Origin of the sequence: Methylosinus sp. LW3 (genome assembly GCF_000527115.1) — a bacterium.
Lineage (GTDB): Bacteria > Pseudomonadota > Alphaproteobacteria > Rhizobiales > Beijerinckiaceae > Methylosinus.
Genome location: NZ_AZUO01000001.1, coordinates 3,856,631 through 3,882,152, shown reverse-complemented (window position 1 = coordinate 3,882,152; position 25,522 = coordinate 3,856,631). Strand labels below are relative to the sequence as shown.

General features: G+C 62.5%; 28 protein-coding genes, 1 tRNA gene and 3 pseudogenes. 13 read left to right on the top strand and 19 right to left on the bottom strand.

Annotated elements, in window-relative coordinates:
- Positions 1–117: 117 nt before the first annotated feature.
- A complete protein-coding gene (locus METLW3_RS29115) occupies positions 118–387 on the bottom strand; it encodes a DUF2285 domain-containing protein (RefSeq protein WP_245267422.1) in 270 nt (89 codons plus the stop codon).
- Here METLW3_RS29115 and METLW3_RS29110 point away from each other — a divergent pair.
- Positions 283–720: a hypothetical protein gene (locus METLW3_RS29110; RefSeq protein ID WP_245267452.1), complete on the top strand. Its 438-nt coding sequence runs from the start codon at positions 283–285 to the stop codon at positions 718–720. The genes METLW3_RS29115 and METLW3_RS29110 overlap by 105 nt on opposite strands.
- 346 nt (positions 721–1,066) lie before the next feature.
- On the opposite strand, the gene METLW3_RS27670 is transcribed toward METLW3_RS29110, so the two are convergent.
- Entirely contained in the window at positions 1,067–1,333 is a 267-nt protein-coding gene (locus METLW3_RS27670) for a DUF2285 domain-containing protein (RefSeq protein ID WP_245267421.1), read from the bottom strand.
- A gap of 145 nt (positions 1,334–1,478) precedes the next feature.
- On the opposite strand from METLW3_RS27670, the pseudogene METLW3_RS0119555 reads away from it, so the two are divergent.
- Positions 1,479–1,694, top strand: a pseudogene (locus tag METLW3_RS0119555) (helix-turn-helix transcriptional regulator); the annotation flags it as partial.
- A gap of 125 nt (positions 1,695–1,819) precedes the next feature.
- Here the strand turns inward: METLW3_RS0119555 and METLW3_RS0119550 are convergent.
- Entirely contained in the window at positions 1,820–2,101 is a 282-nt protein-coding gene (locus METLW3_RS0119550; RefSeq protein WP_024881504.1) for a hypothetical protein, read from the bottom strand.
- Positions 2,102–2,317: 216 nt separating this feature from the next.
- On the opposite strand from METLW3_RS0119550, the gene METLW3_RS0119545 reads away from it, so the two are divergent.
- Positions 2,318–2,557: a helix-turn-helix transcriptional regulator gene (locus METLW3_RS0119545; protein ID WP_024881503.1), complete on the top strand. Its 240-nt coding sequence runs from the start codon at positions 2,318–2,320 to the stop codon at positions 2,555–2,557.
- Between the two features lie 150 nt (positions 2,558–2,707).
- Here the strand turns inward: METLW3_RS0119545 and METLW3_RS27665 are convergent.
- The 5 genes and pseudogenes from METLW3_RS27665 to METLW3_RS0119520 form a co-directional block, all read right to left on the bottom strand.
- Positions 2,708–2,878, bottom strand: a pseudogene (locus tag METLW3_RS27665) (DUF736 domain-containing protein); the annotation flags it as partial.
- Positions 2,879–3,047: 169 nt separating this feature from the next.
- The gene (locus METLW3_RS0119535; RefSeq protein WP_024881502.1) at positions 3,048–3,350 is read right to left on the bottom strand and encodes a DUF736 domain-containing protein; all 303 of its coding nucleotides are present in this window, start codon (positions 3,348–3,350) and stop codon (positions 3,048–3,050) included.
- 332 nt (positions 3,351–3,682) lie between these two features.
- A complete protein-coding gene (locus tag METLW3_RS0119530) occupies positions 3,683–4,690 on the bottom strand; it encodes a tyrosine-type recombinase/integrase (protein WP_024881501.1) in 1,008 nt (335 codons plus the stop codon).
- The gene (locus METLW3_RS0119525) at positions 4,687–5,607 is read right to left on the bottom strand and encodes a tyrosine-type recombinase/integrase (protein WP_024881500.1); all 921 of its coding nucleotides are present in this window, start codon (positions 5,605–5,607) and stop codon (positions 4,687–4,689) included. Before METLW3_RS0119525 ends, METLW3_RS0119530 begins: the two co-directional genes overlap by 4 nt.
- Positions 5,601–6,827: a tyrosine-type recombinase/integrase gene (locus tag METLW3_RS0119520; RefSeq protein ID WP_024881499.1), complete on the bottom strand. Its 1,227-nt coding sequence runs from the start codon at positions 6,825–6,827 to the stop codon at positions 5,601–5,603. The genes METLW3_RS0119525 and METLW3_RS0119520 overlap by 7 nt, the downstream gene beginning before the upstream one ends.
- Positions 6,828–7,225: 398 nt before the next feature.
- Between METLW3_RS0119520 and METLW3_RS0119515 the strand changes: the two genes are divergently transcribed.
- Complete coding sequence (locus tag METLW3_RS0119515) at positions 7,226–7,528, top strand: DUF736 domain-containing protein (RefSeq protein ID WP_024881498.1); 303 nt, start codon at positions 7,226–7,228, stop codon at positions 7,526–7,528.
- 142 nt (positions 7,529–7,670) lie between these two features.
- On the opposite strand, the pseudogene METLW3_RS27660 reads toward METLW3_RS0119515, so the two are convergent.
- The 6 genes and pseudogenes from METLW3_RS27660 to METLW3_RS0119480 all read right to left on the bottom strand — a co-directional run.
- Positions 7,671–7,820: pseudogene (locus tag METLW3_RS27660) on the bottom strand (DUF736 family protein); the annotation flags it as partial.
- Between the two features lie 551 nt (positions 7,821–8,371).
- Positions 8,372–8,842, bottom strand: coding sequence for a hypothetical protein (locus tag METLW3_RS0119500; protein ID WP_024881496.1), 471 nt, complete (start codon positions 8,840–8,842; stop codon positions 8,372–8,374).
- Positions 8,843–9,001: 159 nt separating this feature from the next.
- Positions 9,002–9,940, bottom strand: coding sequence for a DUF2493 domain-containing protein (locus tag METLW3_RS0119495; RefSeq protein WP_024881495.1), 939 nt, complete (start codon positions 9,938–9,940; stop codon positions 9,002–9,004).
- A 271-nt stretch (positions 9,941–10,211) separates the two neighbouring features.
- Positions 10,212–11,303 (bottom strand): toprim domain-containing protein, encoded by a 1,092-nt coding sequence (locus tag METLW3_RS0119490; RefSeq protein WP_024881494.1) that lies wholly within the window; start codon positions 11,301–11,303, stop codon positions 10,212–10,214.
- A gap of 66 nt (positions 11,304–11,369) precedes the next feature.
- Entirely contained in the window at positions 11,370–13,499 is a 2,130-nt protein-coding gene (locus METLW3_RS0119485; protein WP_024881493.1) for a ParB/RepB/Spo0J family partition protein, read from the bottom strand.
- Positions 13,500–13,656: 157 nt separating this feature from the next.
- Positions 13,657–14,874 (bottom strand): hypothetical protein, encoded by a 1,218-nt coding sequence (locus METLW3_RS0119480; protein WP_024881492.1) that lies wholly within the window; start codon positions 14,872–14,874, stop codon positions 13,657–13,659.
- Between the two features lie 1,021 nt (positions 14,875–15,895).
- On the opposite strand from METLW3_RS0119480, the gene METLW3_RS0119465 reads away from it, so the two are divergent.
- The 7 genes from METLW3_RS0119465 to METLW3_RS0119430 all read left to right on the top strand — a co-directional run bounded on the left by METLW3_RS0119465 (position 15,896) and on the right by METLW3_RS0119430 (position 21,237).
- Positions 15,896–16,363: a TIR domain-containing protein gene (locus tag METLW3_RS0119465; protein WP_024881489.1), complete on the top strand. Its 468-nt coding sequence runs from the start codon at positions 15,896–15,898 to the stop codon at positions 16,361–16,363.
- Positions 16,258–16,989 carry a hypothetical protein gene (locus METLW3_RS0119460; protein ID WP_348625822.1) on the top strand — a complete coding sequence of 244 codons (732 nt, stop codon included), beginning with the start codon at positions 16,258–16,260 and terminating at the stop codon, positions 16,987–16,989. Before METLW3_RS0119465 ends, METLW3_RS0119460 begins: the two co-directional genes overlap by 106 nt.
- Positions 16,982–18,124: a nucleoside triphosphate pyrophosphohydrolase family protein gene (locus tag METLW3_RS0119455; protein ID WP_024881487.1), complete on the top strand. Its 1,143-nt coding sequence runs from the start codon at positions 16,982–16,984 to the stop codon at positions 18,122–18,124. The genes METLW3_RS0119460 and METLW3_RS0119455 overlap by 8 nt, the downstream gene beginning before the upstream one ends.
- Positions 18,121–18,777, top strand: a complete 657-nt coding sequence (locus tag METLW3_RS27655; RefSeq protein WP_084484863.1) for a uracil-DNA glycosylase — start codon at positions 18,121–18,123, stop codon at positions 18,775–18,777. The genes METLW3_RS0119455 and METLW3_RS27655 overlap by 4 nt, the downstream gene beginning before the upstream one ends.
- A 115-nt stretch (positions 18,778–18,892) precedes the next feature.
- Positions 18,893–19,390: a TIR domain-containing protein gene (locus tag METLW3_RS0119440; RefSeq protein ID WP_024881484.1), complete on the top strand. Its 498-nt coding sequence runs from the start codon at positions 18,893–18,895 to the stop codon at positions 19,388–19,390.
- Positions 19,391–19,405: 15 nt separating this feature from the next.
- Positions 19,406–20,572 carry a toll/interleukin-1 receptor domain-containing protein gene (locus METLW3_RS0119435; RefSeq protein ID WP_024881483.1) on the top strand — a complete coding sequence of 389 codons (1,167 nt, stop codon included), beginning with the start codon at positions 19,406–19,408 and terminating at the stop codon, positions 20,570–20,572.
- Positions 20,569–21,237 (top strand): hypothetical protein, encoded by a 669-nt coding sequence (locus tag METLW3_RS0119430; protein ID WP_024881482.1) that lies wholly within the window; start codon positions 20,569–20,571, stop codon positions 21,235–21,237. Before METLW3_RS0119435 ends, METLW3_RS0119430 begins: the two co-directional genes overlap by 4 nt.
- A gap of 49 nt (positions 21,238–21,286) precedes the next feature.
- On the opposite strand, the gene METLW3_RS0119425 is transcribed toward METLW3_RS0119430, so the two are convergent.
- The 3 genes from METLW3_RS0119425 to METLW3_RS0119415 form a co-directional block, all read right to left on the bottom strand.
- The gene (locus METLW3_RS0119425; RefSeq protein ID WP_024881481.1) at positions 21,287–21,721 is read right to left on the bottom strand and encodes a type II toxin-antitoxin system VapC family toxin; all 435 of its coding nucleotides are present in this window, start codon (positions 21,719–21,721) and stop codon (positions 21,287–21,289) included.
- Positions 21,722–21,723: 2 nt separating this feature from the next.
- The gene (locus METLW3_RS0119420; RefSeq protein ID WP_024881480.1) at positions 21,724–21,975 is read right to left on the bottom strand and encodes a type II toxin-antitoxin system Phd/YefM family antitoxin; all 252 of its coding nucleotides are present in this window, start codon (positions 21,973–21,975) and stop codon (positions 21,724–21,726) included.
- A gap of 139 nt (positions 21,976–22,114) precedes the next feature.
- Positions 22,115–22,402 carry a hypothetical protein gene (locus METLW3_RS0119415; protein ID WP_024881479.1) on the bottom strand — a complete coding sequence of 96 codons (288 nt, stop codon included), beginning with the start codon at positions 22,400–22,402 and terminating at the stop codon, positions 22,115–22,117.
- A 46-nt stretch (positions 22,403–22,448) separates the two neighbouring features.
- Here METLW3_RS0119415 and METLW3_RS27650 point away from each other — a divergent pair, with 46 nt between their 5' ends.
- Positions 22,449–24,071 (top strand): recombinase family protein, encoded by a 1,623-nt coding sequence (locus METLW3_RS27650; RefSeq protein WP_084484901.1) that lies wholly within the window; start codon positions 22,449–22,451, stop codon positions 24,069–24,071.
- Here METLW3_RS27650 and METLW3_RS0119395 read toward each other — a convergent pair.
- Positions 24,028–24,104 (bottom strand) — tRNA-Met (locus tag METLW3_RS0119395). The genes METLW3_RS27650 and METLW3_RS0119395 overlap by 44 nt on opposite strands.
- 186 nt (positions 24,105–24,290) lie before the next feature.
- Here METLW3_RS0119395 and yidD point away from each other — a divergent pair.
- Positions 24,291–24,617, top strand: coding sequence for a membrane protein insertion efficiency factor YidD (gene yidD, locus METLW3_RS0119390; RefSeq protein ID WP_051465467.1), 327 nt, complete (start codon positions 24,291–24,293; stop codon positions 24,615–24,617).
- A gap of 2 nt (positions 24,618–24,619) precedes the next feature.
- Here yidD and METLW3_RS0119385 read toward each other — a convergent pair whose 3' ends face one another.
- Positions 24,620–25,513 carry a hypothetical protein gene (locus tag METLW3_RS0119385; protein WP_024881475.1) on the bottom strand — a complete coding sequence of 298 codons (894 nt, stop codon included), beginning with the start codon at positions 25,511–25,513 and terminating at the stop codon, positions 24,620–24,622.
- Between the last annotated feature and the right edge of the window lie 9 nt (positions 25,514–25,522).

The following is a 25,522-nucleotide window of genomic DNA, read 5'->3' as shown; positions in this document are numbered from 1 at the left end:
AAGACAGCCGAGTGTCGGCGGCTGCTTTCGATCACAGTGGCGGAGAAGCGACGGATGGAGGGATGGCGAAATCGACGATGGCCAATTCGCCACCCCGACGAGATCGATGAGCTCGGGTTACCGGCGTAGCAACCGGCGATATCCGCCGCGCATCAGAGCGAGGCTGGCGCGGACGAGCCGGATCGTGGCGTCCCTGAGAGGCGAAGTCTTCCACGGTTCCGCGGCGACTCGATCGGAGCCGAACAGGCTCTCCGCGATGTCGCGGTAGCTGGCGCCGCTCAGATGGCCATCGAGCGCCCGGAGCGCGTGGTCGATGCGTTGTCGGCGCTTGGGCGTCGGCGGGTCCGCGCTGAGGCGTTGCCCGGTCGCATGACGCCAGAAGCGCATCGCTGCGGCGGCGCGTCGAGGCTCGTCATCGTCGAGCGAGACGACGGCCGCGAGAGCGCTCCCCACGAGCGGCGGATCGGGGATCCAGAGTTGATGCTCGTCCCGGCCGGATCGGAGAATGAAATGTTCACCGTCCGGCGCCGTGCGACGCGCTTGCACGCCCGGCCAGAGCGACGGGGAGAACGTCAGCGCAGGATCGTGGACCGGACTGGCGACGAGTATGACGACCTTCGTCGACCACTCTGGCAGCCAAAAGAGGTCGGCTTCAGTCGCCCGGAACTCGGGATCGACCGCGAAATCTCAACCCCCAGCGCCGCACGGATGCGGCAGTAGCGGATTCGTGATCGGATCCAGAACCAGTTCTCTCATGATCGGCGCGATAATCCGGATCACGACGCAATAATTCCCAAGCAAGACCGCACGAGCTCAAATTCCGCGTATAAACGTACGCGCTCGGCGACCGCCAATCTTCGATAGACATGGCGTTCCTCATGGAAAACAAGGTGGGGAAACAATGTCGATCTTTCTTGTCGACATTCTGCGTGCGCAGGCGTCGCGATCGGCATGACGCAATGCCTGAATGGCGCATCTGCGCTTCGCAATTTCGCCGCAAAGCCGAATGTGCGGATTTGATGAAATCTGGCGCCGGCAGTGACGGCGTGTTCGCCGATATTCGTCCTCAGCCCTCCCGCAGCAGGTCGCGATAGCCTTTGGCGGAGAGCCATCGCGCCCTTGCGAGATGCGTTTCATGGGCGCGTCGCGCGCGTTCGGGTTCGCGGGCGGGATCGATCCCGAGGACGATGTGGGCGGCTTCCTCCCAGGAGGCCTTGTCCTCGGCGGCGTCGAGCAGCCGCAAATAGATTGCGATGTGCTCGCGATCATATTCGGTAATATGTGGCTCTGATGGAGCTACATCTTTGATTAGACATGAGTTAGAAGGGCTCACGAGCGAAGTATCCTTGGACAGCGCGCCGCTCTGAGACATATTCTAGCGGACAAACCCGCCGAAAGCTCTTCGGAGCAGCGAAAATGCGGCAGATACATATTATAGTTGATAAACCTCAAAGTGTGTAATGGTCCAGCCTCTCCGCATGGATATGCGGCGGCTGGTCGGGCGGAATGTGAAGCGGATCAGGCTCGAAAAGGGCCTGACACAGGAGGCTTTCGCCGAACGGTCGGGCTTCACGCAGCAATATCTGAGCGATCTCGAACGGGGCCGCCGCAATCCTACGGTCGTCAGCCTGTTCGAACTCGCTCAGGCGCTCGGCGTGGATCACGTTGCGCTGGTGGCGCCGGACGAGGAAGCCATGGCCGAAGCGGCTCCTCGCCGGAAACCCGATGCGAAGCCTCTACCGAGAAAGCCGGAGAAGCGTAAGAGCGTAAGGACGGATCGGCGCAAAGGCTGAAAATCGAAGACAGGTTCGGCCGCAAGTCAGCTATGCGGAGAGCCCTTCCTGCTCGAATCCAAAGCTTCGCGAATGACCTCGTCGATCGCGCTTCGGACATTGTCCTCGAGCTTATCGAGGCCGTCACGAGCGATCATATAGAGCGCGTCGTCGATGTGCGGATCGACAGCGCGACGGGGAATAGAAAGTCTGGTGGCGCGTCCGCCCGTCGAAGAGCTGGCCTCTATGCGTGCAATCGCAGCATCCCGGATCGCGCAGGCGAATTGCTCGCGCGTGTCGAAGAAAATCTTCGCGAGGGACACAGCCATGGCGAAATGTCTTTCTGGCATATTCACTTCCCCGGCAATTCGATGGGCGTCTGGTTCCCCCGGCGAATCGTCGGCCAAACCGTTCCTCGCGGTCTCTGATGGAGAAGCGCTTCGGGTCTCGCAGCATCACTCAGACGGACGATCCGATTATCTACTTTTAAGATAATCTGGAATTCAGATTATGTAAAGACCCCGCATCAAACGCGGGACGCAAGCTTGGCAAAGACGCTCGGATCGCCACGCCATAAGGCGCTTATCGATCTGCTCATCCAGAAGAGAGAGGCGGCGGGCTTGACTCAGGCCGACCTTGCCGAACGGCTCGGCGAATATCAGTCGTTCGTGGCGCGGCTAGAGAGCGGCGAGCGCCGCGTCGACGTCGTCGAGTTTCTGGAGCTGGCCGACGTGCTCGGCTTCGACGCGGCGAAGGCGATAGCGCGATTGAAGAAGGTCTCTTGACGAACGCAATATGCACGCGCCTCGCCCGCGGCAAGCGCGTTCAACGCGCGCTCGCGGAAAGGCGGCTCGCGGCAGCTTTCCGTATCGGTGAAATGTCCAGATGGTTGGCGAAAGGCCCCGCTCCGTTCAAGCGGGGCTTCGCGATCCGGCTCAGTCGCCGTTGGGCTTGCGGCTGCGCGACCAGATGAGGGTGTAGCCTTCGCCGTCCTCGTCGTCGAAGAGGTTCGCGTAGATCGGAGCGGGGAAGCTCGGATCGTCGAGCTTGACCGAGAGATAGTCGCGGCCCTCTGCGGAGCGCTTCGACCAGCACGCGCCGATCTCCACTTTATGCGGTGCACCGCATAAAGTGGATTATGCGTAGCGCGCGATTATGCGGAGTCTGGCGCCGGGAGCGGCGGTTTTCCGCGGCTTCGGCGGTGACGTCGCTCCGCATAATAACGGGGCGAAGTCCGCGACGCCCTGCTGTGTGGCGGGGCGTCGCGGGCGCCGATCAGCGCGACCAGATCAGCGCGTATTCGCCGTTCTCGCCCTCGAACAGGTTGGCGTAGATGGCGGCGGTGAACGACGGATCGTCGAGCTTGACCGAGTGATAGGTGCGGCCCTCCTTCGAGGTCCGGCGCCATGCGGCGCCGATCTCGACGCCTGAGACGATCACCCGGAGGTCGGGCGCCTTGTCGCTGGTGGAGGCGGGATCGCTGGGGATGAGGCGCGCCTTGGCGTCGATCGCGAGGGTCTTGATGGCGCCGGTGTAGACGCCGTCGTTGCTGCGGATGAACGAGCCGATCTGGGACATGATGTAACTCCTCTTGCTATGTGCCAAGCCCGCGACCATCGCGGCCTTGTGGCGATCAAGAGCCCCGGGACGGCCGCCCCGCACCTGCAAGGCCGCAGCGCCAGCGAAGGACGGCAAGAGCCGAGCTTGTTGTCCCGCGAGGAGCCTCCCGCAGGGAGGCGGGGAAGAAGGTCGGCGACGCCGTTGCGGGGACGAGGCCGGGTCGAAGACCGCATCCTGGGGCCGATCCGCCCACACAAAGGCCCGTTGGTCGCAGGGCTGACACTGCGCCCGAGGAGACATCCCCGATCATGCCGTCGGCGCAACAATCGCGGACGCCCGGCGTCCGCCACTCACGTCGGCGCCGTGTGTGCATCGGCCATTAGCGATGCGATCAACGCGTCAGGCGCTTTGAACCGACCACGTCGCAACGCGGGCGGGAGCACCGCTTCGACGGCCTCGAGCTTTTCGGAGGGGTCCATCCCGAGGTAGATCTCAGTGGTTCGGATATCGGCATGACCGAGCCAGAGTGCGACCTTGCGGATATCACGCGTGGCCTGGAGCATCAGCACCGCGCAACTATGCCGCAACAGATGCGGCGACAGCGTGCGGTCAGCCAGCGTCGGGCATTGTCGCGCCGCGGCCCGACCGTGTTTTTCGAGGATATATTCGAACCCGGCCCGCGTCATCGCCATGCCTTGCGCGTTGACGAACAGCTCGGGCGCTTGCGGGTTCCCGCGCACCGCGAGCCAGGCGCGAACGTCGCGCGCGGTCTCCTTCCAGAGCGGCAGGCTGCGCTCGCGGCGACCCTTGCCGAATACGAGAATGCTGGGACTGGGTTGCAGAATGATGCGGCTCATCGTCATCCCGACCAGTTCGGAGACACGCAGGCCGCCAGCGAAGCACAGGTGCAGCATCGCCCGGTCGCGGATTCCCGACCGGGTCGAAGTGTCGGGCGCATCGAGGATGGCGCGCACCTCCTGCATCGTCAGATGCCGGATGAGCTTGTGGTCATGGCGCTTGCCGGGAATCGCATCGATCTGCGCGACCTGCGCCAACGCGCTCGGGCACTGAAGTTCGACATAGCGCATGAACGCCTTGATCGCGGCGAGCCGCAAGTTGCGCGTCGCCGCGCTGTTGCCGCGGTCTTGCTCGATATGAGCGAGGAACGCGAGCACCATCGCGGCGTCGATCGCTTCCAGCGTAAGCCTCGATGGCCGCGTCTTCAGGCGATCGGCGGCGAAGGTCAGCAAGAGCCGGAAGCAGGTCGCATAGGCCTCGCAGCTATGTACGCTATACCCGCGCTGCCGAGGCATGTGCTCGCGCAGGAACGCGGTGATGAGCGGTGCGATCGGCGTCATACGATCACCTCCGCAGCCAGCATTTCGGCGGCCGCGGCGATGTCGCCCATCAAGTCGGGCGTCGCCTCCAGATACCAGTAGGTGTATCGGATATGGCCGTGCCCGAGATAGGTCGAGAGCGCCACGAAGTCGCGGGCGACATCCTCGCGGCGCATCGCGCATCGCGCCAGCGCGCGCGTCGCGAAGGTGTGGCGCAGGTCATGGATGCGGGGGCGACGTGGACGATCCGGCGCGATCCCGGCCTTTTTCAGGACGACATGGAATGCGGCATGGACGGCTCCGAGCCCCATCGGTCTGCCGCCGACCGTCAGGAACACATGATCGTCCACACTAGCGACTGTCGCCCGGATGCGCAGATAGGCGTCGAGCGCTGCAACCACGCTTGCGTGCATCGGCACAAGCCTGCTTTTGTTGAACTTGGTTTGGCGGATGTGCAGCATGCCGTCCGGCAACAGATCGCCGAGCCGCAGATTCAACGCTTCCGAGACGCGCAGGCCGGTCGCGGCGAGCAGTCCGATCAGCATCGCATGGACATGCTGCCTGAGAGGGCTCGGCTTCTGACGCCGCAGATTGGCGGCGGCATGAAGCATTCGCGCCAGTTCGTCGGAGGTATAGATGTAGGGCGCGGGCCGAACGCATGGACGATAATACCGACGATGCTGCGGTATCTCATGCGCAGCATCCTCGGCATGCAGGAAGCGGGCGAAGTCGGCTATTTCCTGCAGCCGCTGATACCGGCCGCCCGGCGTCGACGAGACAGCCGCGGTCCAGGCGAGCGCCGTTGCGTTGCGGATATGACTGTCGCCGTTCGCAACAGCATGGCGGGTGAACGCATCGAGGTGGCGGGCGGCTTTTTCGAGCTTGAAGCCGAGCGCGCGGCGAAGCGCGATATAGCGATGCGCATCATCGATCAGCATGACGCGTCTCCCGGCCAGGGCTGCATGATCGTCGCCAGCAGCGTCATGTCGACCTTGGCGTAGTGCGCGGTCATCCCAGGCGAGCGGTGGCGCAGCACACTGCACACGCCTGCGAGGCTCACCCCGTGCCGCAGCATCGACGTCGCCGCCGAGTGGCGCAGCACATGTGCGCCTTTGCATTGACTCTCGACTCCCGCGCGCCCGAGCGCGCGCCGCACCACGCATTTTATTGTGCTGCGGTTGATCGGCCTGAGTGGCGCATATTCGGTGAGGAACGTTGCACGCGCGGCAAATGCAGGCCGGCCACGCTCGATATAGGCGATCAGCGCGTCTCCAACCTCCTGGCTGAGCGGCAGCAGCTCTTCGCGACGCCCCTTGCCATGCAGCCGGATATGGCCCTGTCGCCAGTCGATATCGTCGAAGCCGAGACGTGCGACTTCGCTGGCGCGCATCCCGAGCCGCACCAGCAGCAGGATGATCGCGCGGTCGCGCAGCCGCCGTTCTCCGTCGCACGCGGCGATGACGCGCGCGATGTCATCTTCGGGCAGGAAGCGCGGGGTCGAGGCAAGCCGCCACCCCGCCGCCTGTGGCATGGCGCGGTCGCGTCCCGGCGGGCAGCGACCCGTCGCGATCAGGAAGCGCAGAAACGCGCGGATGGCAACGCCGATGCCGTTGAGGCGAGCGGTCGATACGGAGCCTGCTCGGCCCAGCATATAGCCGCGGATCGCGGCGGCGTCATAGGCCGCTGGATCGTCGCCGAGCGCGGCGACAAAGGGGATGATCGCGTACGCGTAGGTTCCGAGCGTCGTCTCGGCCAGCCCGTGCTGATCGCGCGCCCACGCCATGTAGTCGGCAACGAGCGGCGACGACGGCGGCAGTGGCAACCTCGGCAACAGCCCACGATCCTCGAGATAGGCGATGAAGAGCTTGCCCGTTTCGACGGCGTCCTCGTTCACGTCGCCCCGGAAGCGCGGGCGATATCCAGCGTCGATCAGCGCAGATGATGCGGCGTGCGCGGCCCGGACCGTGTCGAATGCATAACCCTTCTCGCGCGCCCAATGCGTCCAGCAGGCGAGCAGCCTGATCCGCTCGACGATCGTCTTGTCGGTATAGCGCCGTTGTCGCAGCCACGCGGTAAAATCGTCAGCGTGATCGGCGGCAAGTCCCGCTCGCAATCGGTCTTTGACGTCATTCTTCCTTACATAGACACCTGTTGGCATGGTTTGCCTCCTCGTTGGTGGAGGCGGACTTTGGAGCGTGGGCGTCTATTGTCCAAAGCGGCGGTCGCGCGCTGATCGGTGATCGCCATCGAGCGCGGCGCCTGATCGATGCTGGGGATGTCTCCTCGGGCGCAGTGTCAGCCCTGCGACCAACGGGCCTTTGCTTGGCGGATCGGCCCCATGATGCGGTCTTCGACCCGGCCTCGTCCCCGCAACGGCGTCGCCGACCTTCTTCCCCGCCTCCCTGCGGGAGGCTCCTCGCGGGACAACAAGCTCGGCTCCTGCCGTCCTCCGCTGGCGCTGCGGCCTTGCAGGTGCGGGGCGGCCGTCATGGGGCTCCTGATCGCCACAAGGCCGCGATGGTCGCGGGCTTGGAACACAGCAAGAGGAGTTACATCATGTCCCAGATCGGCTCGTTCACCCGCAGCAACGATGGCGTCTACACCGGCGCCATCAAGACCCTCGCGATCGACGCCAAGGCGCGCCTCATCCCCAGCGATCCCGCCTCCACCAGCGACAAGGCGCCCGACCTCCGGGTGGTCGTCTCAGGCGTCGAGATCGGGGCCGCATGGCGCCGCACCTCGAAGGAAGGCCGCACCTACCACTCGGTCAAGCTCGACGATCCGTCGTTCACCGCCCCCATCTACGCCAACCTGTTCGAGGGCGAGAGCGGCGAATGCGCGCTGATCTGGTCGCGCTGATCGGCGCCGCGACGCCCTGCCACACAGCAGGGCGTCGTGGACTTCGCCCCGTTATTATGCGGAGCGACATCGCCGCCAAAGCCACAGAAAACCGTCCTCCCGGCGCCAGACTCCGCATAATCACGCGCTACGCATAATCAATTCTCTTGACGTAGACGCGATGGCTCGGCGCATTGTCGCTGGCGCGGTTGGTCTCGGGGACGATGCGCACGCCCTTGGCCTGGACGCTGAGCGTCACGATCTCGCCCTGGTACTCGTTGCCGGACTTCTTGAAGGAGCCGATGTTCGCCATGATAGTTCTCCTATCGATTGCTTCCGAACCCGCGACCACCGCGGCCTCGATGGCGATCGAAAGGCCGAAGACGATCGGCGACGCATCCGCTCGCGGACCGAAGCGCAGCGGAGGACGGCGGCGGCGTGACTTTGTTGTCTCGCGAGGAATGACGCCGCAGGCGTCAGGGGAAGAAAGTCACGACTCCGCCGTTGCGTCTCAGACGATCGAGGCGTAGCCGCTCTTCGGCCAGATCAGGCCATCACAGAGGCAGCGATGGTCGCACGGGGCTCGACAGCGCTTTCGATAAGGAGAACTGGCGCGAGCATGGACGTCCGCACAAGCGCTCCGCAATTCGGAGCGAGGAAAGAGAGGCGATCGGCGGCAATCGGCGAAGCGCTGCATTAGAAATCGACAACAGACTGCGATATGAATGCAATCACAGCGTCCACTGTCGGCGGCGAAGGAGCCCGAGCAGTGGAAGCCTCGAGCGGGCAGCGGTCGCCGACGTCGAATTCAAAAGAACGATATTCGCCCGCCGCGTTCGTCCAAACGACGACCCGCCGAAAGCGCTATCGCTCGCTCGCTCGCCTGACGCGAAAATGAGACCAGCGCGCCGCGAAAGCCTGCCCGGGAACGGGCGAACTATAAAGAGCGACGCTCGTCCACGCCGATCCGCCCACCATGATTGCGCCGATCAGTGAAAATATCTCTCGCCAGACGGAAGAGGTCATGCCGATGGCGAGAGCGAGAGCGACATGATAGCCCGCGATAGAGGCCGGAGCGGCAAAGAATGCGGCGATAATGGCGCGGAGCAGCGGTGAAGCCGTCGCTGCGAATGCGATCCGCCCTGCAGCGAGCGCGGCACTTCCCGAAACCAGACCGACGAGCATGGCGCCGAATGGGCCGGCGCCGCTATCGATCGCAACCATAAACGCGGTGACGCCGACGAAAACAGGAAGGATGTGCGCTGCAAGCGCAAACACCAGCCAACAGATAAATCCGAGGCCGATGAGATTGAGCATAATGCCGAAGATGAGCATGGCGGACCCCCGTGACAAAGTCGCGAAGTCGCGCCTCCTCCTCCGCCATGGCGCGAGCGACAGAGTAGCGCGATTTCGTTGAAATTGGAATCCGCGGTCGTCGACCGCGATGCGCTTGCGTATATCGCCGGAGGTGGAGACAGGTCAGCGCGGCGGCGCTCACGCGCTGCCGCCGTCGAAAGTCCAAACCGGAATGCCGAGCTTCTTTGCCTTGTCGGCGAGATTGGCGGATATGCCCGATCCCGGGAAGACGATGACGCCGATCGGCAATGCCTCGATCATCTGGTCGTTGCGCTTGAAGGGCGCCGCCTTCGCGTGACGCGCCCAATCGGGCTTGAAGGCGATCTGTGGAACCTTGCGATTGTCGGCCCAGCAGGCCGCGAGGCGCTCGGCGCCTTTCGGCGAACCGCCGTGCAGCAGCACCATGTCGGGGTGCTTGGCGAAGACCTTGTCGAGTCGATCCCAGATCACCCGGTGATCGTTGAAATCGAGTCCTCCGGTGAAGGCGACCTTCGGCCCGGCGGGAAGCAGCGTCTCGTTCTCCGCCCGGCGTCGGGCGGCGAGAAAGTCGCGGCTGTCGATCATCGCCGAGGTGAGCGCGCGATGACTGACCTTGGAACCGGCGCGCGGGCGCCAGGTCGAACCTGTGTGTCGTTCGAATTGATCGGCGGCATGATCGCGGAAGAGCTCCATGCTGTCGCGGCGCTCGACGAGCGTCATTCCCTCGGCGATCAGGCGTTCGAGCTCGACGGAGCGGATTTCTGAGCCGTCCTGCTCCTTCTGGCTTCGGCGTTGCGCCTGCTCATTGTCGTCGAGCTCGCGCTCGATGCGGAGTATGGCCCGGTGGAAGAGATTGACGCTCGACCAGAGCAGGTCTTCGAGATCGGGCTCGAGGCGAGTGTCGGTGAGGGTCGCGACGAGCGCGTCGAACATGTCCGCGGTCGTGCCGGCGATGGCTGCGGCTTCGGGCAGCGGCCGGCTGTCGGGCTCGTCCTGGAAGGGACGGTGGCCATAGAGTTGAAGCTCGGTGAGAACGCGGTCGATCGGGGATGAGGCATGCGGAGGCTCCTGTTCGGCATCGTCGCGGTTGATCGTCATGGCGTCGCCCTCTATCGGATCGGCCGCGCCCATCGCGGCCTTCGTGGGCGTCCGAAGCGGCAAGACAGAGCCGGCCTGCACCGCCGAGCGGCCGAAGCGGAGCGGAGGACGGCGGGCGGCGGCAATTTTGTGTCGCGATGCAAAGCCGGATTTATCCGGCGGCGGAAAATTGTCGCCGCCCGCCGTTGCACGGCAGGATCGATTGCCGCAGGACATAGCCCCTCCCGAAGGCCGTGGGTGGCGGCTCTTCCGATGGGGGACAGGTATTCGATTATGCGCGAAGTCGAGTTGCGGCGACGCGCGTTCGATCGCCTTTTGCGCCCTCTACCGGGCTCATGAAGCGTGCTACGTCTTCCGGCACGAGCTGAATGTGAAGAGCTGCCCGCAATTCGTCCATGCCGAGGTAGCGCAGATCGTCGTTGAAATCGTCGAGCGTCGGCGAGAGAATCACCGCATCGATCCCTTGCGCCGCGGCTCGTCTCGTCAACGTCTCGGCCGCCATGTCTCCTGCCGGATCGTCGTCGCGCGCGACATAGAGACGGCGCAACGTGTGAGGAAGTATCACGGCGGCGAGGTGATTGGCTGACAGCGCTGCGACCATCGGCAGAGTGGGAAGAACGCTGCGAACTGACAACATGGTTTCGACGCCTTCTCCTGCCGCCATGATATCGTACACGACACCGAAGCGGACGCCATTGCCGAGGAGACGGCCCATCGCTCGCCTCGGCGTGTCCACCGACGCCTTGTCGTCGCCAGTCGGATCGAGCCATGTGCGCTGCACTCCGGTGACGACTCCGGAAAGATCGGTGACGGCGGCAATGAGCGCCGGCAATGTCTCGACCTCGCCGTCGCTCTGTCGGCGATAATAGCAGCGTCGATGGAATCGAAGACTGGCGGCTTCGTGCAAAATCGTAATGCCGCGTTTACGGAGATACGTTTCCGCGGTCGTGCCGCCGATCGATTTGGCCATGGCGAACAGTCGTCGTGCGGATTCGGGTGAACCTCTCGATGTGTGGGGCAGTCTGCGCCGCGCTGGCTCTGGACTCGGTTCGGAACGCGGGATGGCGAGAAAGCGCCGCGCCTCGTCGGCGACGTCGCGGAAATTTGCGAGGCCACAGCTCGCGCGGATAATGTCGAGCAAATCACCGTGCTCGCTCGTCGCCGCGTCAGTCCACTTGCCTGCTGCGCCTTTGCCGCTGTCGGCGCCGATCAATCGAACGAAGAGGCTGCGGCCCGGCGTGTTGCAGGCGTCGCCGACAAGCCAGTAGCTACCTTCGCGACGCCCGTTTGAGAGATAATGGCGGCATACAGCCTCGGCGTCACGCGCGAGACGCTGCGCCAGCTCGCCCGGTGAATCGAACATGGACCTCCTCCAAAGAAAAAGGGACCCGCCATTGCTGGCGAGTCCCTCGGTCGGCCTCGGGGAGGTCTATTCGGCGAAGGTCTCGGGATCGTCCGTCGACCCGCTGTCAGCATCGCTCTGCGCCGTGTCTTCGTCGATAGCCGTTTCGCTCTCGATCGCCGCCGTTTCTTCCATCGGCGCTTCGTCATGGGCAGCGACGTCCGCCATGTCCGACTGTGCGAACATGCGGCCGGGCGTGCGCAACGGCTCGGGGAGCCAGCCTGTTCCGACGAGCATCTGTTCGGCTTGAACCGCCATGTCGCCTTTCTTCAGATGTTCGATCTGTCGCACCGAGGCCTCCCCCTTCGCCTCGCGAACGGCGCCGAGGATGCGAGCCTTGGTCACGCGGCCGAGGAAATTATCGACGGTCGGCGTCCAGCCCGCAGCGGCGATATCGAGAGACAAGGTCTGCGCGAGGCGATCGGCATGGGCGACGGCTCGGGGCCGCCGGTTCCAGGCCTCGTGAACCGCATTGACGGTGAGCGAGACGCAGTGCGCGAAGAGCGCCTGCCGCGCCGCGACGTCGAGCGTCGTCAGAGCAGCCCACAGATCTCCGGGTTCCGCAGGCAGTTGCGACGACCAGTCGCGATGGCGGGCGTCGACGGCGGCGGCGAGCGGCGTGTCGCCGAGGCCGGGGGCCATACTTCCGAAGGCGACGTTCTTCGGCTCCATCTCCAGGCAGGAATCCGAGCCGTAGCGGTAGAATAGCTTCAGACAGAGAACATGCAGCGCGGCGAGAAAGGCGACGCTGGGATCGTCGCCGATGGCCCGGCGCAGCGCGAGCGTGCGATAGGCGGTGAGCTCGGTCAGAAGCTTGTCGGGAAGAGGCCGAATGCCTTCGTCCTCTTCCTCCGCTGGCGCCGATCGAACCATATTGTCGCCGTCGGGCTCGACCGCCCTGGACGCCGCCGACGCCACCGCCGCAGAAGCATCGGCGTCGGCCTCGCCATCCGAATCGCCGACTGTCGCCTCGACGACCTGCACGTCGTCTTCGGGACGAACATAGCCTCGCTCGACGCGCAGCCGGCCGGAGCCGTCGATGCTGACGAAGGCGCCGGCTCGGGTGACGTCAGCGGAATCATAGGCCACCGGACGGTCTTCGATCTCCGCCATGGCGGTTTCGATCTCGCCGAGACGACGATCGACATCTTCGGGAATTTGATCCTCGTCGGCGAAGGCGGCTTCAATTTGCTGGGCTTCGGTGCGCAACGATTCGAGCGCGGCTTCTCCCTCCGGCGTCAGGGGTGGACGTTCGCCCTGGATGCAACGCGACCCATAGGTATGGCCGTAAGGAAAATCGGTTGCGACCTCGACCCATTTCCAACCCTCGGCGCGGATGACCTCCGCCGCGCGCTCGAGCTTCTCGGCGACGAGACGATCGAGAAGGCCGACGTCTTGCAGCCAGCCGCCGTCATCGCTCTGAAACAGGTCGCGCATGACGGCGCCGCCGGCCGCGGCATAATCGTCGCCGGCAAATTGCGCGCGCTTGTCCGAGGCGCGAACCGCGCCTTCGGTCAGCAAGCGGCGAATCTGATAGGCCTCCTTATTGTAGGAGCGCTGAATGGCGTCCCAAACCTGCTCCTGACGCTCGTGGTCGGGGCTCACGGTGAAACCCATGAGCTGGTCGAGCGTCATGCCGTCCTCGGCATAGATGTCGAGCAGCTTCGGCGACACGGAAGCAAGACGCAGGCGCTGCTTGACGATAGGAACCCCGACGAAGAAAGCGGCGGCGATCTCCTCCTCGCTCTGGCCTTTCTCACGCAGCGTGAGGAAGGCGCGGAACTGGTCGAGTGGATGCAGCGGCGCGCGCTGAACATTCTCGGCGAGACTGTCCTCCTCGGCCGTCCCATCGGTGCGCACGACGCAGGGGATCGGCGCCGTGCGCGCCAGGCGCTTCTGCTTCACCAGAAGCTCGAGCGCTCGATAGCGCCGGCCGCCGGCCGGGATCTCGAACATGCCGGTCTCCGAGCCGTCGGCGTCGAGCACCGGACGGACGGTGATGCTCTGCAACAGCGTGCGCCGGGCGATGTCTTCGGCGAGTTCCTCGATCGAGACGCCGGCTTTGATCCGCCGGACGTTCGACTGGGATAGGAGGAGCTTATTGAAGGGAATATCGCGCGAGGCGCTGAGATGGATTTTCTGAACCGCGGTTGCCATAGGAGTGAACTCCGCGACGAGCGGCCGAGGGACTTTCTCTCGATCCTGCGACTCGTCACGAAGAGCGGCGCAGCCCTCTACCTCTCGGGTTCGGGCCGCGCCACCAATGTCGTCGAGGCGCAGCGCCGAAAGTATCCGGCGCAGCGATATCTGGCCGTCAGGCGGCGCGCGCGAGTAGCGCCTTGGCGCGGCCTTCGAGCTCCAGCCGCGCGTCCTGATGCGGCTTGGAACGCGCGACAGCCGTGATCCCCTGCACGAAATCGAAAATGCTCTCCGGCGGCCGCCCTTCCTCCTCGAGAACGGCCGCGATCACTTTGGCCGTTTCCGCCTTGCTGAAGCCGCGTTTACGCAGGAACGTCTCCCTCTCGTCGTCCTTGTGGGCGACGATGCGTTCGCGCGCCGCTTTCACGCCCGCGATGAAAGGCGCCGGCGACGACCGCGCGAAATTCTCGAGCGCCGGCGCCGCCTCATGGGCGAAGCGCTGCGCCGCGAATTTGCTGTGACGGATGCTGATCTCCTCGAATCCTTCGACACCCCAAAGGTTCCGATTCATGCAAACCGCGCGAAGATAGAAGGAGGCAATGCCGAGCGTTTTCGATCCGACCTCGCTGTTCCAGCAATAAAAGCCGCGAAAGTACAAATCCGGATCCCCGTTCGGCAAACGGCCGGCTTCGATCGGATGCGTGTCGTCGACGAGGAAGAGGAACACGTCACGATCGCTCGCATAGAGCGTCGTCGTCTCCTTGGCGACATCCACGAACGGATTATAGGTCATGGTCGCCCAGTCGAGAACGCCGGGCACTTTCCAACGCGTGTCGCCTGTTCCGTTTCCCGCGATTTTCATCACCGCGGCGACCAGTTCGTGATCCCAGATACGGCCGTAATCCGGGCCCGTGACCGCGCGAAGCTCGATCCTGCCGTCCTCCGCTTCGAGCGTCTTGACCAGTTCGGCGCGGTGCGCGAGCAGGCCATGCTGGAGATTGACGCCGGCGAGCGGCGCCGGCAGCTCGCGCAGATACCCCGCGGGCGCGCCGACCAGCGAACAGAGCTGGCCAAAACTCCAATGTGTCGGCGCCACCAGCGCAGCCGATCCGGGCAGCACGAGCGTCAGGCGCTCGGCGTCGGCGCGGCGCGCCTCCACGCGGATCGCGGCGCTCTCCACCGTTCGGGCGTGGCTGTGCTCAGCGCGGCCGCGAACGGCGATCAAGAGATCCGACAGCGACAGATATCGCTCGTCGTCCGGCCGCGAGAACCATTCGGACGACACCCGGCCCACACGTTCGCCGCGAGACAGATCGACCTTGAAACCAGAAGAGACGCCGAACTCAGAAGCGCCGTCCACACCGGCCGTAGGCTTGGAAATCTCGATGTTCATGATCCAGGACTCCGCGACGGGCGCCGCGAGACTCTCTCTCGGCCCTCGACCCGTCAGCCGGCCTGGGCCGCTCTCTCACTCTCGGACCGGATGTGAGGGATGAACCGATAGCCGGCGAAAACGCGCTGGTTCCATTTCTTTGGCAGGAAAAGGGGCCTAACATCGACGGCCGCCCGCACCGTAATTGTCGCGCCGACAGCTAACGACAACGCGGCGTCGACCACGGCCGCATCTTCCACTGCGTCCGACGGCATTTGGGATAGCACGGCTCTGTGGATAGGCCGTCACGACCCGCGAGCGAGCCGAGTGCTTTGTGCAATCTTCGCTATGTAGCGCGATTCTTTGGGATCGGCGCGACGAAAAGTCAGTCGGTCGCGCGGATCGGGAACGAAGAGGAAGTTGCCGTCGCCGCTCCCATCGCCTTCTCCTACCCACATAACGAAGACGCTTCCGGAGAATTGGCCCGGTCGCGCCTGATTAAAATCGACTGCCGCGCAGGAGGTCAGCGCCACGAAAAGCCAAAGGCTCGACAGCTTCTTCGCAATCATGGGGCTTTCTCGAAGATAGAATCGATCCAAGCAATGACGCGGATCACAGTGAAGCATGGCCCATCGACAAGGATGGATCAAGCGACCGCCGGAGAAGCGCTAACGATGACAGAAGGCATGGGGCGCTCCGCTGGCCTCTGTCGGCGGTTTTTGACAGCAATGGCTTCAAATGCGAGTCCTTACCGCTTCACCCCGTGGGGTTGCATGAAGACATGATTTCATGAAAAATGCAGCTCAGGTTGAGTCGATTGAGCCGTCCGCTCGGGTGCCGCATCCGAGCTTTTCAAGTGACGACGCACCAGCAAGCTGAAAAGGAAGATTCCATCCACCTTGTGGTCGAAAGCATAAGGACGGTGCTTTTGCGAGGCGTGAAGTCGATTGGGGTTGATAAGTCGAGAGTAGCTTGTCGATTGCCGAGGGTGCCGGACCGTGTGATGCGGAGCGATGCATTGCGCTAAATGGACGGAGGAGCTATGACGGAAACTAAGAATGTATTCATTAGTCACGTCCACAAGGACGATCAGGGCTTACAAAAGCTAAAAGATTTGCTCGCGCCGAAGGGGATGGATGTCCGAGACTCATCGATCCACGTCGGTAAGTTTAACAACGCCTCGGACCCGAATTACATCAAAACTCAGATTCTGGCCCCTGCCATCAATTGGGCAGGCACGTTCATTTGTTATGTGTCGCCGCAGACAAAGGACAGCGAGTGGGTCAACTGGGAAATTGAGTATGCCGCCAAGCAAGGTAAGCGGATTATCGGTGTATGGGAGCATGGCGAGAAAGAGTGCGATCTTCCTGCTGCATTGGAGGAGTATGCCGACGCCATGGTCGGATGGAACGGCGATGCGATCATCGACGCGATCAACGGCAAGGACAGCTGGGAAAAGCCGGATGGCGGTCCCTGCGCGCCGGTGCCCCTGAAGCGCCATCCCTGTTAATGGCTCGCATCTACTCGTACGTGGTGCGCTACGATAGCGGTTTCGCACCGAACCCCTTCTATGGCTACTGCACACTTGCGACGTGCAAGCCAGACATACGGCGCAGGGCCGAGGTCGGCGATTGGGTTGTTGGTAGCGCCAGCAACGACCGTAGAATTAGGCGCGGATGGCATCTCGTTTACGCCATGCGTGTGACCGAGACCTCGACATTCGATGCTTATTCCAAGGATGCACGCTTTGAAGCGAAGAAGCCCTTTCGCTCGGGCAGCCGCAAGCAGAGCTGCGGTGATAACATCTATTTTCGTAACACGCCTGACGGCGAATGGTGCCAGCGCGATTCATTCCATTCGTACGAAGATGGCCACCTCCACCCCCAGCATGTGGCGCGAGACACGGGCGTAAACCGCGTGCTGGCTAGCAATGATTTCATTTACTTCGGTGGCACAGGCCCTGCCTTCCCCGATGATCTCCAGGACCGGGACGGCAGACCTCTATGCAAGAGCGGCATTGGTCGATCCTGTTTCGACGATCCGCAGTTGGTTGAAGCCCTGGAACAATGGGTGCGGGGCCTCGAGGTGAGCGGCTATCAAGGGCCGCCGCAAGAATGGATTTCGCTCCGTGGCTAACCGAATCACCCATAGCACAGGTTCATTTCTATTATCGGATTATGCCGTCCAGATTGCCGACACGGATGTGCTTGATCCGTCAGACGTTAGTCCGATCCTGCAAGGCCTTTATGGTGAAGTCGGCGGTATCATGTCGACTGCGAAGAAGCATATTCGGGAGAAATCCGCCTATCCCGGATTTAAGCGGGCCGCTGAAGAAGAATTCGGTGACACGCTCTGGTATCTCGCCGCGCTTTGCAGGCGGCTGAACATTCCGCTCGATGAACTTTTTGCCGAGGCAGCGAGTGGCGAGCGCTTCAAGACAATCGGTGCTGCAAGCGATATGGTCGAAGGGGCATTCGCCCATGTAGCAATGCCAACGTCGATGGACACGGTCGATTCAACACTTTTCAGGTTTGGGCGCTCGGCGGCAGCATTGCTGGAAATCATGCCAGATCGTTCGAAGATCGTGTCATTCGCGAGAGATTATCTCGATGCGCTACACGCAACCAAGTTAGTATTCGCTGATGTTGCACGGGGTAATTTGCGGAAGGCCAGGGGTGCGTTCATCGCGCCAAGGCCAGAGGATCTGGTCGACTTCGATGCAGAATTCGGAGTTGAAGAACAGCTACCACGAAACTTCAGAATCCGCATCAACCAACGGGGCAGCGGCAGGAGCTATCTGCAGTGGAACAGCGTCTTCATTGGTGACCCTTTGACAGACAATATCGCGGATCCGGATGGCTATCGGTTCCACGACGTATTTCACTTCGCATATTGTGCGATCCTTCACTGGTCGCCTGTCATGCGCGCCTTGATCAAACATAAGCGCAAGAGCAAGCCTGACTACGACGAGGTACAAGATGGCGGCCGCGCGATCGTGGTCGAGGAGGGCGTGACCGCCTGGATTTTCGCTCGAGCGAAGGAGTTGAACTTTTTCGAGGGACAGGACCGAGTCTCCCTTGGTATGCTCAAAACCATCGGTGAGTTCGTGGACGGCTATGAGGTATCACAGTGCCCACTAAAGCTTTGGGAACAGGCTATCCTCGAAGGCTATGCAGTCTTCTGCCAAATCCGTGCCGCCGAAGGCGGGTGGGTCGTCGGCGATCGAGCACGCCGCACAATCCGTTATGAGCCGCTTGAGTCAATAGAATGAAACTGCACCCTTTCGTGAATGCCGTCGCTGCCTTGCGATTCGATGATTGCTTCAATCCTTACGTCGATCGTTGTGAAATTCATGATCTCCCTGACGCGCCTAACCGTCGCGCAACGGTGTTGTCGGCGATGGTGGAAAATGCGGCGCGACAGCCAATCGACGCGATCTGGGTCGGTCGAGATCTTGGGTATCGCGGCGGACGCCGAACTGGACTTGCGCTAACTGATGATGTCCATATCGAACGACATGCAAGGCGCTGGGATATTGTAAGCCAGCGACCTACCATTGGTGCGCCGGTTGCCGAGAGGACTGCTGCAGTCATCTGGAGCATGCTAGATCAGATTGATTCCAGAATATTTCTGTGGAACGTGTTTCCGCTCCACCCTCACGAAGCGGATGATCCGTTTTCGAATCGCCAGCATAACGCTCGCGAGCGGCGTGCTGGCGAGGATGTCCTCCAAGCGCTTATCGTATTGCTGAGGCCGACACGTATCATCGCGATTGGGAACGATGCGGCTGCCGCAGCCAGCCGCGTCGTAAATATCGCACCAGTGATCAGTGTCCGGCACCCAAGTTACGGAGGACAGACCCAGTTCTTGCGCCAAATCGAGGAGCTTTATGACCCTGTTCCCCCGCTCAGACGGTTGCTCTAGCATAGGGGACCAAACCCGGACCCTGCAATGCGTCAGAAAATTTTGGTTCAGGACGCGCCTCGACCTCTCAGAAATTCGGTCGCGATAAAGATGACATCAAATATGGGAGCATCTGATGGCGAGACGAGTCTTTTTCAGCTTTCATTTTGCGAACGACTTCTGGCGCACTCAACAAGTGCGCAACATAAATTCCCTCGAAGGTCAGGCGCTCTGCTCTGCGAATGATTGGGAGGAGGTCAAGCGCAAGGGCGATGAATCAATCGAAAAGTGGATCGGCGATCAGATGCAAGGTAAGACTTGTGTAGTCGTATTAGTCGGCGCAGAGACGGCAAACCGGCCATGGATCATTCACGAGATCTCGAAGGGCTGGAACGACAAACGAGGGGTCCTGGGTATCCGTATCGACAAATTGCTCGACACCAAGAGTCGTCCATCCGCTGCTGGGATGAATCCGCTTTCGAAAGTCACCTTTACCGGCACCACGCGGACCCTTGCCGAGGTCGCGCCGCTTAAGGTCCCGAGCGGAGCCGATAGCAAAGCCGTTTATGCCTCAATCACAAACAATATTGAAGCATGGATCGAAGAAGCAATCCGCATTCGTGCCAGCAATTAGCACTGAGGAAACTACGTGAGCACGTATGAGATTGGTTTGCTGGGTGATGTGACGGATGCCGACCGCGTTACACTCGCGGCGGCTATAGCGAAGCTCATTGCCGACTTCGAGTTGGAGATCGGTCGTGACGTCATGATCCGGGTCGGGAACTCCTTTGACGAGCGCGATGGGCACGCCGCATCCGCGGCGGCCTACTTCGGCGGCGCGGTGCAAGCTGATCGGGAGCTGACGCGTCGTGCCAACGCTTCGAGCCTGCCGGTGATCCCAACGGTACCGGCGGCTGGCGATTTTGGTGCCATGATACCCACCTTTCTCCAGGGAGCTAATGGTCTTCGCCGCCGAGCCGATGATCCTGAGATGATGGAGCTGGCCGTGGCACTCCTGGAATGTGTCGGCCTTCTCCGGCGCCAGCGCCGGGTGTTCGTGAGCTACCGAAGGGTGGAGTCTCGCAATGCGGCCGTTCAACTCCACGACTTACTGAGCGGGCGTGGTTTCGACGTCTTCCTCGATACGCACGACATTCACCCGGGCGACCCATTCCAGGACGTGCTGTGGCACCGGCTCTGCGACTCCGATGTTATGGTCATGCTCGACACACCCACCTATTTCGAGAGCAAATGGACGCGTCAAGAGCTTGGCCGGGCGCGGGCGAAAGAGATCCATGTGCTCCGTGTGGTCTGGCCGGATCATACTCCGACCAAGCACACCGATTTTGCCGAGACAATCTATTTGGATCGAGCGGAACTGAGTGGTGGCGACGGGCCAATCGTGGACTGCGTTGCCGACCAGATCGCCCTCGCTATTGAGAGCCTACGAAGCCGCAGTATCGCTGCCCGATATATGTCAATCACTGGCAAGCTCCGCGCGGAAGTCGAGAGGATCGGCGGTGCGGTTGAGGGTGTTGGCGCACACCGCGCAATTTCACTACGGTTACCGGACAATAGCAAGCTTTGGGCTTATCCTATCGTCGGAATTCCGACTGCAGACCTATTCAACGACGTTGCCGAGAAAGCCATGAAAGCAGATCAGCGCGAAAGGCCGATCCTCGTGTATGACCACATTGGAATCCGCGATCAGTGGGTTGCACACCTCAAATGGCTGGACCAGAACATCAGTGTGGTTCGTGCCATTCGGGTCGCGGAGGCAGCGTGGACGCTTGCGGCATGGGAGGGGCAAGCGTGACCGACGCTGTCTTCCTGTCTGCGGGCGTGCCTGACCCCAGACGGGGCCCGCAATACGCCAAGACGGCAGATACGGTCGCAATCACGGCTGCGGTGTCGGCGCTCGTTCATGTGACGCTCGGTCGACGTCTGCTCGTATGGGGCGGGCAGCCTGCAATCACGCCGATGATCTGGGTCATCGCCGAAGGGCTCGGTATCGAATATGGAAGCTGGGTCAAGCTTTACCAAAGTAAGCACTTCAAAGATGAATATCCTGAAGACAATCAGCGCTTCGATAACGTTACCTACACCGACGATGCTGGGCGCGATCGCGAACGGAGCCTGCGGCTGATGCGAGAACGCATGTTTTCGGATTTCAACTTCACTGCGGCCGTATTCATCGGAGGGATGGGTGGTATCGTCGAGGAGTTTGATCTCCTTCAACAGTTGCAGCCGAACGCCGCGCCGCTGCCTGTGATTTCGACGGGTGGTGCAGTTCTCGACGTTGCACAGCGTATCGGCAACGTCCCCGCCGACCTCCGGGACGACCTGGACTATGTAGCGCTCTTTCACAGGCACCTTGGTGTCTCCGTTAAGGAGATGCGTTATCGGAGCCCAACCGAGCAGCCATCGGCAGTTGCCGATCGGCTTTGGCAACACCCAGCGCCCGGTAGCCGGAAGCCTTAGATGGCATCGCTTCACGAGGGGGCATGCAAGCTCGAACGCGCCGTCTCGATCATCGAGGCAATTGCTTCAGTGGATTAACGTACGGGACACCGAGCGGCGCAAAGTGGCGTTCGTTGGCCGTGAGGACGGTAAAGCCGCGCACCGCGGCCGTGGCGGCAATGGCGATGTCCTCGAAACCGGGATCATGCGCCCGCGCCCGGTCGAGGATCGCTCCTGCCTGGCGGGCTTCGTCGATACCGAACGGCAAGATGCGCTCGGCGTAGAAATGCTCCAATGCAGCCAGCCATCGGCGTAACCGCTCGGCCTTCGTTGTGGCGCCGATTCTGACCGCGCGCGCGATGCCGGCTTCGATATCGGCGATGGTCACTGTCGAGAGATAGAGGCTCTCGGAGCGCTCGCGCGCCCAAGCCGCGAAAGCTTCCGGGCCGACGCGGCGCTTGGCCGGCGCATCCGCCGACACGATATTGGTGTCGAGCAGATACAAGGTCAGAGCGCGGCGCCGCGCAGGGCGCGCGCGGGCTTGCGGCGACGCACGGGGACGTCGCCCGGCTTGCCGGGGAATGCCAGCAGCAGGTCGGCGAAGCTCGGCGCCTTGGCGAGGCGCTCCCATTCCTCGAATGAGACGAGCACGGCTTCCTTACGGCCGTACCGGGTAATCACGGTGGGCTCGCCCGCGACTGCGCGATCGACTGCCGCGGAAAGCGTGGCCTTGGCGTCCTTGAGCTGAAGTTCCTTCATAGTCCTCTCCAAATATGACTACCAGTAGTCATATATTGCCGGAGGGGCAAGGGCAAGCGTCGGCCGGCCGCACATGTTCGCCGCGGATCTATGACAGACGATATGAACGCATTCGACGCGGCGAGCCACTGTCAGGAAACTACACAGGTGTTTCCGAAAGCCCAGGTCCAGGAGGCTCAATTGCCCGTCCTAATTGCGCGACGCCGCCGCCGATTTCACGACCATAGGCTTTGGCTGCTTCCCCCACGAAATCTTCGTTGCGATGATCCTCGTCGCCATGTCGAAATCCAAGACGCGCAAGGATAGTTCGAAGATGCTGAAAGGCTCCGGCCAGTCGGCTGGAAGCGTCGAAATCGATTCGGATATTCAAATTTCTCTGGTCGAAATCATTCGAGCGCTTGCGCGAAGCGCGGCGCGGGAGGATCATCGGAAAGCCCGGGAGGTCGAAGCGACCTCATTGCGGAGGCAGGCCGATGAAACGCGCAGCGATCTACGCCCGTTTTTCGACGGAACTACAGCACGAGCGCTCGATCGAAGACCAAGTGGCAGTGTGCAGAACCTACGCCGAACGCAATGATCTGGAGATCGTCGGCGTTTACGACGATCGAGCGCGTTCGGGCGCTTCGATGTATGGCCGCGACGGATTGATGCGTCTTCTCGACGCGGCTCGCGACGACGCGTTCGATGTCATTCTGATCGAAGCGTTGGATCGTATTTCGCGCGACCAGGAAGATCTTGCAGGGATTTGGAAGCGGCTCAATTTCCTGGGAGTTGAGTTGCGCGCGGTTCACGAAGGAGTCGCGGATCAGATTCAGATCGGCGTGCGGGGACTTCTCGGGTCGCTTTTTTTGACAGACTTGGCTCATAAGGTTCGACGCGGAATGCAGGGCGTCGTGAGAGACGGGCGCCACGCCGGTGGGCGGGCCTATGGCTATCGGCCTGTGGCCGGCAAGCCGGGCGAATTGGAGATCGTCGAATCCGAAGCCGCGGTCGTTCGTCGTATTTTCCAGGATTATGTGCGCGGAAAGACCCCACGGGAGATCGCCCACGCGCTGAACAAGGAAGGCGCGAAACCGCCTCGCGGGGACAATTGGACGCCGTCTACGATCAACGGGAACAAGAAGCGGCATCACGGAATCATTCTCAACGAGCTCTACGCGGGCGTCGTCGTGTGGAACCGTGTGCGGATGATCAAGGATCCGGATACCGGTCGACGCGTTTCACGCTCGAACCCCCAGGAGGAGTGGAAGCGTTCAGATGCGCCGCACTTGGCGATCGTCGCCAAGGATTTGTTCGAGGCGGCGCAGCAGCGGAAGGCCGAGCGGACCTTCGAGGCGCCTCAAAAGCAGCGAAAGGCCAAGTTTCTGCTTTCCGGTCTTTTGAAATGCGGGTGCTGTGGCGGCGGACTATCGATGAAAGATCGCGATCATGGGCGGGTCAGGGTCCATTGTTCGACGATGCGGGAGGCAGGAACCTGCACGAACCGGAAGATTTTCTATCTCGACGAGATCGAAAAAGCCGTCCTCGCCGGTCTGCAACAGCATCTCAAGGTGCCGAAGCTGCTGAAGGAGTTCGTGCGCACCTACCAAGAAGAGCGCGAACGACTGGCGGCGGACAAAGTCCGGCAGCGCGGCAAGCTGGAGAAGAGGCTGGCCGAGGTGCAGCGTTCTCTCGACAGGATGTGGTCGGACTATGAGACCGAGCGAGTGCCGGTCGATGTCCTCGGGCCCAGGATGAAGGAGGCTCAGGCGCAAAAGCTCGCGCTGATCGCCGAACTCGAGACACAGCCGGAGCCGGACAAGATAGTTGGCCTGCACCCGGCCGCGCTACGGCATTACGAGGAACTGGTCGGGCAGCTGGGCGACGTTTTCGGCCGTGGCGTGACCCCGGACAACGAGGAGGCGGCAGAAAAAATCCGTGAGCTGGTGGCGAAGGTGATCGTCAGGCCCTCCGAGGAGGGGCTCAAAATCGAGCTACAGGGTCGCCTAGCTTTGCTGATGGGCGCCCCCAACGTCTACCCCAACATGCGGATCGCGGCGTCGGGGGGATCGGTGGTAGCGGAGGAGGGATTCGAACCCCCGACACAAGGATTATGATTCCTCTGCTCTAGCCGACTGAGCTACTCCGCCCCGCGTCCTCTCGGACGAGCGTCGGCGGATATAGTCGACCCTCCTCAAAAGTGTCAAGCCGTCGTCCGGGGAATTGTCGCTCGCGGAGACCGCCTCGGCTTAGGAGGCGCGTGGCTTTTAGTCCAGCCGCGTCGGGCTCGCCGCGATCGATTCTGTCGCGCAATGCTTGCCGTGATAGGATGGGGCATGCTCGGATCGCTTCCCGCGCGGGCCGCTCGCGCGCTCATCCTGCTCTATCGGCTCAGCCTCTCGGCCTTTATCGGGCGCGAGTGCCGCTATTTGCCGAGCTGTTCCGAATATGCGGATGAGGCGATCCGTCGCCACGGCCTGTGGGCCGGCGGCTGGATGGGCTTTGCGCGTCTGTGCCGCTGCCGGCCGGGCGGCGGCGATGGCTATGATCCGGTTCCGCTGTCGGCGCCGGCGGCGGCGCATTCGCTCGCGCCCTGGCGCTATGGGGCGTGGCGGCGGCCGCTCGTCTGCGAGGCCGTCGAGAACGGAGATCGCGCGCGGTAAGATCAGGAGCGCGCCATCAGCTCCACGGCGAGGCCGTAGATGCGCAGGCGGATCGGCTCGGGCAGAGCGCGCAGCGCCTCGAGATAGGTTTGGCCGAGGGCGCAGGTCTTCTTGTCGTCGAAGGGCGGATCGGGCGTCTTGCCGTCCAGCAGCGAGTCGATCTCCGGCTTGCGCAGGCCCCGCGCAGCCAGCGCCTTCTCCAATGCGCGAAAATCCTCCTCGCTCGGCGCCGAGCGCTCCAGCTGCTTGGCTTGGCCGCTGGCGATGGCCTCGAGGCCGACCACCGCCATCTCCGCGACCAGCGCGCGCCGCCGCGCCGCGAAGCTGTGGAAATCCTGATCGACGCCGCCATAGAGAAAGGCCGCGCAGAGCTTCTTGTTCTCGGCGGAGATGGCGCGCAGCACATCGAGCTGCAGATCGAAGACGCGGGCGAGGACCAGCGGCTCCGCCCTGGCGGCGAGCACGCCGCGCGACTGACGCAGCCGGCGCACGGATTCGGCGAGATAGAAATCGACGCTCGCCGTGTCCGCGCCGACGCTCCGCTCCTGCGCGAAAGTCTCTATGGCGGCGGCGTAATCGGTCGGAAAGGCCTGGCGCATGCGCTGAAAAAACGATCTGTATTCCTCTGTGGCGGCGATCGCCTGCTCTATGCGCTCGCGGGCGGCGAGGCGGGGGGCGCGGGCGGAAGGGCGCGGGTCGGCCGGCTCGGGCGCGGGCTCCGACGCGGCTTCGGCGAGCGGCGCCTCTCGGGTCTCGGCGATATGAGTCGGCTCAGCGATATGGGCCGGCTCGGCGATTTTGCGGCCGGGGCCTAGCGCCATCATCGCCAGTCCGAGGCCGAGACAGAGCGCGACGATCGCGCCCGTCGCCAGAGCGAGCAGCCTTTCCAAGAACATGGTCGGTCT

Excerpts from the sequence above, each read along its gene's own strand:
- METLW3_RS0119525 (WP_024881500.1), bottom strand. The coding sequence starts at position 5,607 with ATGCTGATCGATGATGCGCATCGCTATATCGCGCTTCGCCGCGCGCTC.
- METLW3_RS0119520 (WP_024881499.1), bottom strand. The coding sequence starts at position 6,827 with ATGCCAACAGGTGTCTATGTAAGGAAGAATGACGTCAAAGACCGATTG.
- METLW3_RS0119460 (WP_348625822.1), top strand. The coding sequence starts at position 16,258 with ATGGAACGGCGATGCGATCATCGACGCGATCAACGGCAAGGACAGCTG.
- METLW3_RS0119490 (WP_024881494.1), bottom strand. The coding sequence starts at position 11,303 with ATGTTCGATTCACCGGGCGAGCTGGCGCAGCGTCTCGCGCGTGACGCC.
- METLW3_RS27655 (WP_084484863.1), top strand. The coding sequence starts at position 18,121 with ATGAAACTGCACCCTTTCGTGAATGCCGTCGCTGCCTTGCGATTCGAT.
- METLW3_RS0119480 (WP_024881492.1), bottom strand. The coding sequence starts at position 14,874 with ATGAACATCGAGATTTCCAAGCCTACGGCCGGTGTGGACGGCGCTTCT.
- METLW3_RS27650 (WP_084484901.1), top strand. The coding sequence starts at position 22,449 with ATGAAACGCGCAGCGATCTACGCCCGTTTTTCGACGGAACTACAGCAC.
- METLW3_RS0119500 (WP_024881496.1), bottom strand. The coding sequence starts at position 8,842 with ATGCTCATCTTCGGCATTATGCTCAATCTCATCGGCCTCGGATTTATC.
- yidD (WP_051465467.1), top strand. The coding sequence starts at position 24,291 with ATGCTCGGATCGCTTCCCGCGCGGGCCGCTCGCGCGCTCATCCTGCTC.
- METLW3_RS0119385 (WP_024881475.1), bottom strand. The coding sequence starts at position 25,513 with ATGTTCTTGGAAAGGCTGCTCGCTCTGGCGACGGGCGCGATCGTCGCG.
- METLW3_RS0119485 (WP_024881493.1), bottom strand. The coding sequence starts at position 13,499 with ATGGCAACCGCGGTTCAGAAAATCCATCTCAGCGCCTCGCGCGATATT.
- METLW3_RS29115 (WP_245267422.1), bottom strand. The coding sequence starts at position 387 with ATGCGCTTCTGGCGTCATGCGACCGGGCAACGCCTCAGCGCGGACCCG.
- METLW3_RS0119530 (WP_024881501.1), bottom strand. The coding sequence starts at position 4,690 with ATGACGCCGATCGCACCGCTCATCACCGCGTTCCTGCGCGAGCACATG.
- METLW3_RS0119440 (WP_024881484.1), top strand. The coding sequence starts at position 18,893 with ATGGCGAGACGAGTCTTTTTCAGCTTTCATTTTGCGAACGACTTCTGG.
- METLW3_RS0119515 (WP_024881498.1), top strand. The coding sequence starts at position 7,226 with ATGTCCCAGATCGGCTCGTTCACCCGCAGCAACGATGGCGTCTACACC.
- METLW3_RS0119465 (WP_024881489.1), top strand. The coding sequence starts at position 15,896 with ATGACGGAAACTAAGAATGTATTCATTAGTCACGTCCACAAGGACGAT.
- METLW3_RS0119415 (WP_024881479.1), bottom strand. The coding sequence starts at position 22,402 with ATGATCCTCCCGCGCCGCGCTTCGCGCAAGCGCTCGAATGATTTCGAC.
- METLW3_RS29110 (WP_245267452.1), top strand. The coding sequence starts at position 283 with ATGGCCATCGAGCGCCCGGAGCGCGTGGTCGATGCGTTGTCGGCGCTT.
- METLW3_RS0119550 (WP_024881504.1), bottom strand. The coding sequence starts at position 2,101 with ATGGCTGTGTCCCTCGCGAAGATTTTCTTCGACACGCGCGAGCAATTC.
- METLW3_RS0119495 (WP_024881495.1), bottom strand. The coding sequence starts at position 9,940 with ATGACGATCAACCGCGACGATGCCGAACAGGAGCCTCCGCATGCCTCA.
- METLW3_RS0119535 (WP_024881502.1), bottom strand. The coding sequence starts at position 3,350 with ATGTCCCAGATCGGCTCGTTCATCCGCAGCAACGACGGCGTCTACACC.
- METLW3_RS0119420 (WP_024881480.1), bottom strand. The coding sequence starts at position 21,975 with ATGAAGGAACTTCAGCTCAAGGACGCCAAGGCCACGCTTTCCGCGGCA.